At 63.4% G+C, this 7657-nt stretch carries 6 protein-coding genes and 1 pseudogene; 3 read left to right on the top strand and 4 right to left on the bottom strand.

The genetic code is table 11. The annotated features are described in order from the left end of the window. From EN993_RS37440 to EN993_RS27460, 3 genes and pseudogenes are all read right to left on the bottom strand, one after another. Positions 1-234: pseudogene (locus EN993_RS37440) on the bottom strand (hypothetical protein); the annotation flags it as partial. A 90-nt stretch (positions 235-324) separates the two neighbouring features. Continuing rightward, entirely contained in the window at positions 325-2649 is a 2325-nt protein-coding gene (locus EN993_RS27455; RefSeq protein WP_127265325.1) for an NADP-dependent malic enzyme, read from the bottom strand. A 177-nt stretch (positions 2650-2826) separates the two neighbouring features. Next, complete coding sequence (locus tag EN993_RS27460; protein ID WP_127265326.1) at positions 2827-3606, bottom strand: SDR family oxidoreductase; 780 nt, start codon at positions 3604-3606, stop codon at positions 2827-2829. A 121-nt stretch (positions 3607-3727) separates the two neighbouring features. On the opposite strand from EN993_RS27460, the gene EN993_RS27465 reads away from it, so the two are divergent. Beyond that, positions 3728-4543 (top strand): UDP-2,3-diacylglucosamine diphosphatase, encoded by an 816-nt coding sequence (locus EN993_RS27465; RefSeq protein ID WP_127265327.1) that lies wholly within the window; start codon positions 3728-3730, stop codon positions 4541-4543. Positions 4544-4667: 124 nt separating this feature from the next. Further along, on the top strand, positions 4668-5882 hold the full coding sequence (locus EN993_RS27470; RefSeq protein ID WP_127265328.1) for an MFS transporter: 1215 nt from the start codon (positions 4668-4670) through the stop codon (positions 5880-5882). Here EN993_RS27470 and dgcA read toward each other — a convergent pair. Next, entirely contained in the window at positions 5853-6836 is a 984-nt protein-coding gene (gene dgcA / locus EN993_RS27475; RefSeq protein WP_127265329.1) for an N-acetyl-D-Glu racemase DgcA, read from the bottom strand. The genes EN993_RS27470 and dgcA overlap by 30 nt on opposite strands. A gap of 78 nt (positions 6837-6914) precedes the next feature. Here dgcA and EN993_RS27480 point away from each other — a divergent pair. Next, positions 6915-7657, top strand: a 743-nt coding sequence (locus EN993_RS27480; RefSeq protein WP_127265330.1) for an ABC transporter permease, incomplete at its 3' end; no start/stop codon positions are given.

Below are 7657 nucleotides of genomic sequence, written 5' to 3' on the forward strand. Positions count from 1 at the left end.
GCTCGCTTGGCTGCGGGCCTTCGAAATCTGCTCATGCTGCCTGGCGATGGCGGCGTCATATTTCCGGATCATAGCCGGACCACCGTCGCCGCCGCGTGAGGCCGCGGCAAGATCGGCTTCCAACTGGCGACAGACCCGCGAAGCGGCCCGTGGCTCGGCTACCCCCCAGGTTGCGGACAACAGGAGGCCAAGCAGCACGGCAGCATGCGCCTGCTTCCACCCTCCGCTTGCCATCCGCCCAAACTCCGCCTGCCCAAATCCCGCCCGTTGGCCTGCAAGGCTACCGTGTTCGCGGTTAACTGCAGTTTACCGCGAAATCCGTGTTCAGCCCAGATTGACGACCGCCTGCGCCTTGTGGGCGGCCTCGACCACGGCAAGCGCCGTCATGTTGACCACGCCGCGCGAGGTGACCGACGGCGTCAGTATGTGCGCCGGCATGTCGGTGCCGAGCAGGATCGGCCCGACATGCAGCGCATCCATCATGGTCCTGAGCGCGGTCAGCGTGATGTTGGCCGAATCGAGGTTGGGGAACACCAGCAAATTGGCTTCGCCTTTCAGCCGCGAATGCGGGTAAACGCGCTGGCGCAGATGCTCGGACAAGGCAGTGTCCGCGTGCATCTCGCCGTCGCACTCCAGGTCAGGCGCGATGCGCGCCAGGATCGCCGCCGCTTGCCGCATCTTGAGCGCACTCGGCGAATCGCGCGAGCCGAAATCCGAGTGCGACAGGAGCGCCGCCTTCGGCTCGATGCCGAAGCGCTGGATTTCTTCTGCCGCAAGCACCGTCATCTCGGCGATCTCCTCGGCTGTCGGGTCGACGGAGACGTGCGTGTCGGTTAGGAAGATGATGCCGCGCTGCGAGATCAGCATGGAAAGCGTCGACAGGTCGTGGTCCTTGACGCCGGCTCGCGGGCCGATGATCAAGGTGACGTTGCGCAGATGCCGCTCGAAGCGGCCTTCGAGGCCGCAGACCATGGCATCGGCATCGCCGCGCTTCAGCGCTAGTGCTGCGATCACCGTGTTGTCGGTACGCACCATGGTGCGCGCGGCCTCCGTCGTCACGCCGCGCCGGCCGGCGAGTTCGATCAGCAGGTCGACATAGTGACGGTAGCGCGGATCGTCTTCGGGATTAATCAGGCCGAAATCGACGCCGGGCTTGATGCGCAGCCCATAGCGCTTCAGGCGCACCTCGATGACGTGCGGGCGGCCGATCAGGATCGGCTCGGCGATGCCTTCCTCAAGCACCACCTGTGCGGCGCGCAGCACGCGCTCGTCCTCGCCGTCGGCATAGATGACGCGCTTGGCGGTCGACGCCTTGGCGGATGAGAACACCGGCTTCATCACCAGGCAGGAGCGGAACACGAAGCGGTTCAGCTTGTCGATATAGGCGGCGAAGGCGGTGATCGGCCTTGTCGCGACGCCGGTGTCGCAGGCAGCCTTGGCGACCGCAGGCGCGATGCGCAGGATCAGGCGCGGATCGAAGGGCGAGGGGATCAGGAACTCAGGCCCGAAGATCGGGGTCTCGCCGGAATAGGCGCGTGCAGCGACGTCCGAAGGCTCCTCCCGTGCCAGCGCTGCGATTGCCCGCACCGCCGCCATCTTCATCTCCTCATTGATGGCGCTGGCACCACAATCGAGCGCGCCGCGAAAGATGTAAGGAAAGCACAGTACGTTGTTGACCTGATTGGGGAAATCGGAACGGCCGGTGCAGATCATCGCATCGGGACGCGCCGCACGCGCTATTTCCGGCATGATCTCCGGATTGGGATTGGCCAGCGCCAGGATCAGCGGTTTTGGCGCCATGTGCTGGAGCAGTTCCGGCTTCAGCACGCCTGCCGCCGACAGGCCGAGGAAGACGTCGGCGCCTGCGATGACGTCGGCCAGCGTGCGCGCCTCGGTGTCCTTCACATAAGGGTCTTTCCAGCGATCCATCTCGTCGACGCGGCCTTTGTAGGCGACGCCGAAGCGGTCGGTGACCCAGATGTTTTCCACCCGCGCGCCGAGCGAGACCAGCAGGTTGAGGCAGGCAAGGGCCGCTGCGCCGGCACCGGAGGTGACGATCTTGATGCCAGATATGGTCTTGCCGGCGAATTCCAGCCCGTTGAGCACGGCGGCGGCGACGATGATGGCGGTGCCGTGCTGGTCGTCGTGGAACACCGGTATGCCCATGCGGGCCTTCAACTGCTCCTCGACCTCGAAGCACTCCGGCGCCTTGATGTCCTCGAGGTTGATGCCGCCGAAGGTCGGTTCCAGCGCCGAGATCGTCTCGACCATGCGTTCTATACCGGGCGCGTCGATCTCGATGTCGAAGACGTCGATGCCGGCGAACTTCTTGAACAGGACAGCCTTGCCTTCCATGACCGGCTTGGAGGCTAGCGGGCCGATATTGCCGAGGCCGAGCACGGCCGATCCGTTGGTGACGACACCGACCAGATTGGCGCGCGCGGTGTAGTCGGCGGCGGTCGCCGGATCGTCGCGGATTTCCAGGCAAGGGGCGGCGACACCAGGCGAATAGGCGAGCGCAAGGTCGCGCTGATTACCGAGCGGCTTGGTCGCCTGGATCTCGAGCTTTCCCGGCCTTGGATACTTGTGGAAGTAGAGGGCGGCTTCATCGAGGTCCGAACGTGCCGTCTTTTTGCTCTCGCCTTCCATGCGGCCGCTCCCTCGAAATCTGCCTGGAGATTCCCTTTTAGCATGCAGCCGAGGTTTTTCGCGACGCTAATTGACGCGCCGGCAGCAATACCCAGCGGCGCGTAGAAAGTCGTGAACGATCAAATGCTTATGCCGATTTTCTGACGGATGGTTCCTGCAGTTTCACGGACAAGTTGATCAAAAGGCGCTGACGTAGAGACCGCCATCGACCGGTATGTTCTGCCCGGTCAGATAGCCGGCATGGACAGAGCACAGGAAGGCACAGATCTGGCCGAATTCCTCCGGCGTGCCGAGCCGCTTGGCCGGAACATCGGCGCTGATGCGAGTCTTGCGCGCGGCGGCGGCCGCGGGGTCCTCGACGGTGCCGGCCTCGTGCGGCCCGCGCAGTCGGTCGGTGTCGAGCTTGCCTGGCAAAAGACTGTTGATGGTCACGTTGCGGTCGATCACCGTTCTGGCCACGCCGGCAAGGAACGAGGTCAGGCCGGCGCGCGCGCCGGACGACAGGTCGAGGCCGGGAATGGGCACATAGACCGACAGCGAGGTGATGTTGACGATACGGCCGAAGCCGCGCGCCGCCATGCCGTCGAGGACAGCCTGGACCAGTTCGATCGGCGTCACCATGTTCTGGGTGACGCCTTCGAGGATCTTTTCGCGATCGAGCGTGCGGAAGTCGCGAAGCGGCGGTCCGCCATTGTTGTTGACGAGGATATCCGGGTCCGGGCAGGCCGCGAGCAGCGCCTTCTGTATCTCGGGCCTGGAGACGTCGCCAACGACTTCTGTCACCGTGACGCCATAGCGCTGGCGCAATTCCTCGGCGGTTTTCGCCACCAACTCGGCATTGCGTCCGTTGACGACGATGTCGCAGCCAGCTTCGGCCAGCGCCATGGCACAACCGCGCCCAAGTCCCTTGCTCGAAGCGCAGACGATAGCCTTCTTCCCGCTGATACCGAGATCCATGATGATTTTCTCCTTGTGAGCCGGCCGCAAGCTAGTCCTTCGGCTGGACCAATCGCAACCGTCATACGGTTGTTGCATGAATCGGGGCATAGCCTCTCGCGAAAGCAACGGTGAAATCGCGATGTCCGGCCAAGAGCCCCGCACTTTCCGCAGCATGTTTATCTCCGATGTCCACCTCGGCTCGAAGGCGGCGAAGGCCGAATTCCTGATCGATTTCCTTAGACATCACGACGCCGATATCATCTATCTGGTCGGTGACATCGTCGATGGCTGGCGGTTGCGGCGGAGTTGGCACTGGCCGCAAAGCCACAATGATGTCGTGCAGAAATTGCTGCGCAAGGCGCGCAAGGGCGCCAACATCACCTACATCGCCGGCAATCATGACGAGTTCGCCCGCCAGTTCCAGGGCGTGCATTTCGGCGGCATCGTCGTCGCCGACCGCGCCATCCATGAGACCGCCGACGGCAAACACCTGCTCGTCATCCATGGCGACCAGTTCGACACTGTCGTCCACAATGCGCGCTGGCTCGCCTATCTCGGCGACCACGCCTATGACGCGGCCATGCTGGTCAACCGTGTGGTGACGCGGCTGCGCCAGCTGCTCGGGCTGCCTTACTGGTCGTTCTCTTCCTGGGCCAAGGTCAACGTCAAGAAGGCGGTGAACTTCATCGGCTCGTTCCAAACCATGCTCGCGGACGAGGCGCGCCGCTCGCATGTCGACGGCGTCATCTGCGGCCACATCCATCATGCCGTCATCGAGAATTTTGGCGATGTCCAGTACATCAACACCGGCGACTGGGTGGAAAGCTGCACGGCTGTGGTCGAGCACTTTGACGGTCGGATGGAAATCCTAACCTGGGCGCAGGTGCTGCCCGAGGCGCCGGACGAGCCGTTTATACCGTTGCTCATCGAAGACCGGGTAGGGCAGGCGGCGTAGCGCCTCAGCTTATGCAGGCTCCGGGATCAATCGATTAGTCCAACCGGTTTCGCCCGGTTTTCGCCCATGTTAAGGGATCGATACGCGCTGCCGCTGGCCGAGTGCAGCGCGATTGGATCGATTCATGTCCCTGCCGCCACTTTCGCCCGAACAACTCGTCAAGCCGCGCCATTTCGAACTGCGCATGAGCCTGATTTTCGCGACGCTGTTCGTGTCGCAAGGCACGCATTTGCCCTATTTTCCGCTCTGGCTGCAGGCGAAGGGCTTCGGCGCCGAACAGATCGCCGTGATCCTTGCCGCACCGATGTTCTTGCGCGTCGTGACGACGCCTATGCTAACGGCATTTGCCGACCGGGCGAAGGACCGCGCCGACGTCTATATCGCGCTGGTCGCGGCAACGATGGCCATTTCGGCCGGCTATTTTCTGCCAGCGACCTACGCGATCGTGCTGGCCGTATCTCTGCTTTTGACGATCGTCTGGACACCGCATTCGCCAATGGCCGATTCGCTGGCGTTGTCTGGGGTGCGCCGCTTCGGCTCGAATTACACCGCTATGCGCAAATGGGGCTCGATCTCCTATCTCTGCGCCAATGTTGTGGGCGGCTTCATCCTGGCGGCGGCCGGAGCCAAAGCCGTGCCGGTAATCATATTCGTGGCGCTTGCCGCAGCGCTTGTCGCAGCCCTGTTTGCGCCGCGAATGGGGCGGCCGCGCAAGGCTTCGCCGCTGTCGGCCGCAGAAATCCAGCACGCCGCGCCTAGCCTGTTCAATGCCTATTTCCTCTACTTCACCTTTGGCGTTGGCATCATTACCGCCAGCCACGCCTTCCTCTACGGCTTCGTCTCCATCTATTGGAAATCGATCGGCATCAGCGATTCCGTCGTCGGCCTGCTGTGGGCCTGGGGCGTCGTGTGCGAAGTCTGCATGTTTTTGTTTTTCAATCGCATTTTCGCCTCCGTGTCCGTCGTCAAAGTGATGGTGATCGCCGGCGTCGGTTCGATAGTGCGCTGGATCATCTTTCCACTGGTATGGCCGCTCGGTCTTGGCATTCCCGGCTTCTTCGCCGTGCAGTCGCTGCATTCGGTGTCTGTCGCAATGGTGCTGATCGGCCTGCAGAAAATGATCGCCGAGACTGTCTCCGAAGAGCGCACCGGTGCTGCGCAAGGCATCGCCTATTTCTTCAATGGCTTCTTCATGGCTGCTGTTACGCTTGCTTCCGGCCCGCTCTACGACCGTCTCGGCGTCGATGGGTTCCTTGTGATGATTCCGATCGCTATCGTCGGCCTTGTGCTGATCGGGCTTGCGGCGCGCTCAGCCCCACAGCGCCGTATCGGGCGGTGATACCAGCGACCCCTGATAGACAAGGCCGGGCACCCGGTCGCGGGCAAGCAGCAGCGGACCGTCGAGGTCGACGTAATCGGCGTCCTGTGCGAGCAGCACCGCCGGCGCCATCGCCAGCGATGTACCGACCATGCAGCCGACCATCACGCCGAAACCGAGTTCGCGGGCGCGATCGCGCAGCACAAGGGCGGCTGTCAGGCCGCCCGACTTGTCGAGCTTGATGTTGACGGCATCGTAGAGGCCGACGATTGCTTCGAGGTTCTTTGCCTCGTGCACGCTTTCATCGGCGCAGATGGGCACCGGATGCGCAATGTGGCGCAGGATGCCGTCATGACCGGCCGGCAGCGGCTGCTCGATCAGCGTGATGCCTTGTTCGGCGGCAAAGGCGAGGTTCGCAACGATATTGTCGTCGCTCCAGCCCTCATTGGCGTCGAGGATGATGCGGCTGTCGGGCACCGCTTGCCTGACCGCGCGGATGCGGGCGATGTCGTTGTCGCCGCCGATCTTGACCTTGAGCAGCGGCCGCGCCGCATTGGCGCGGGCCTGCGCCGCCATCGCCTCCGGTTCGCCGAGCGACAGCGTGTAGGCCGTCTCAAGGGCCCGTAACGGAACCGCACCTATCGCATCCGCTACCGATGTTCCGCTGATCTTTGCCTCCAGGTCCCACAGGGCGCAGTCGATGGCGTTGCGGGCGGCTCCGGCCGGCATGGCATCGAGCAGGGCGGTTCGGCTGATGCCGCCGGCGATCCTGTCGCGCATGGCCTCGATCGCGTCGCGGACGCCGTCCATGGTCTCGCCATAGCGCTTGTAGGGAACGCATTCGCCACGGCCGGCGTGGCCGCCCTCGCTGATCGTGCAGGAGATCACGTCAGCTTCGGTCTTGGAACCGCGCGAAATGGTGAAGGTTCCGGCGATCGGAAAACGCTCGGCCTCAACCGAAATGACACGCGCCATATTTTTCTGCTCCGGCTATGCGAGAACGAGCGAGTCGGCAAATCGACAGCTTGGTTCCGTCAGGCTAAACAGGACGCCATGTTGACCATCGGCAAGCGCGACGCAAGCGGCACGACCGCGGGGGAGGCTGACCACGAACCGCGCGTGGCGATCGGCGAGGAGGATGGCGTTCTCGGCTGCGCTTTCTCCGGAATCTGGACGACACGGACTGTCGCGCTGATCGACGCCGACATGCGCAAGATCGAGAAACGAAGCGGTTTCAAGACCTTGGCGCTCGATCTTTCCAAGATCGAGAAGATGGACACCGCCGGCGCCTGGCTGATCGACCGGCTGGTCAGCGCCTTCGAGAAGAAGGGCGTCAAGATCCAGATGCAGGGCCAGAGCGAGATCGCTTCGATCCTGCTCGACGCGGTGGGCGAGGCCGTGCGGCGCGAACCCGAATCCGGCCCGACGCGGCCGCCTAACATCGTCATTCGCGCGCTGGAGGCGGTTGGCCGGCGCGTCTACGAGATGCGCGACGATTTCCTCGCCTCGATGAACATCCTCGGCGCCACCATCCGCGGTGCACAGATGAAACTCGGGCGTGGTCATGCCGTCAACCCGGCGGCGATCTTCAACCAGATCGATCGCATGGGTGTCGGCGCCATTCCGGTGGTGGTGCTGATGTCGGCGATCGTCGGCGCCATCGTTGCCCAGCAGGGCGCCTACCAGCTCAGCTATTTCGGCGCCGATATCTTCGTCGTAGACCTCGTTGGCGTGCTGATCCTGCGCGAGCTTGGGGTGCTGATGACGGCGATCATGATCGCCGGCCGCTCCGGCAG

Origin of the sequence: Mesorhizobium sp. M7D.F.Ca.US.004.01.2.1, from assembly GCF_003997785.1 — a bacterium.
Classification (GTDB): domain Bacteria; phylum Pseudomonadota; class Alphaproteobacteria; order Rhizobiales; family Rhizobiaceae; genus Mesorhizobium; species Mesorhizobium loti.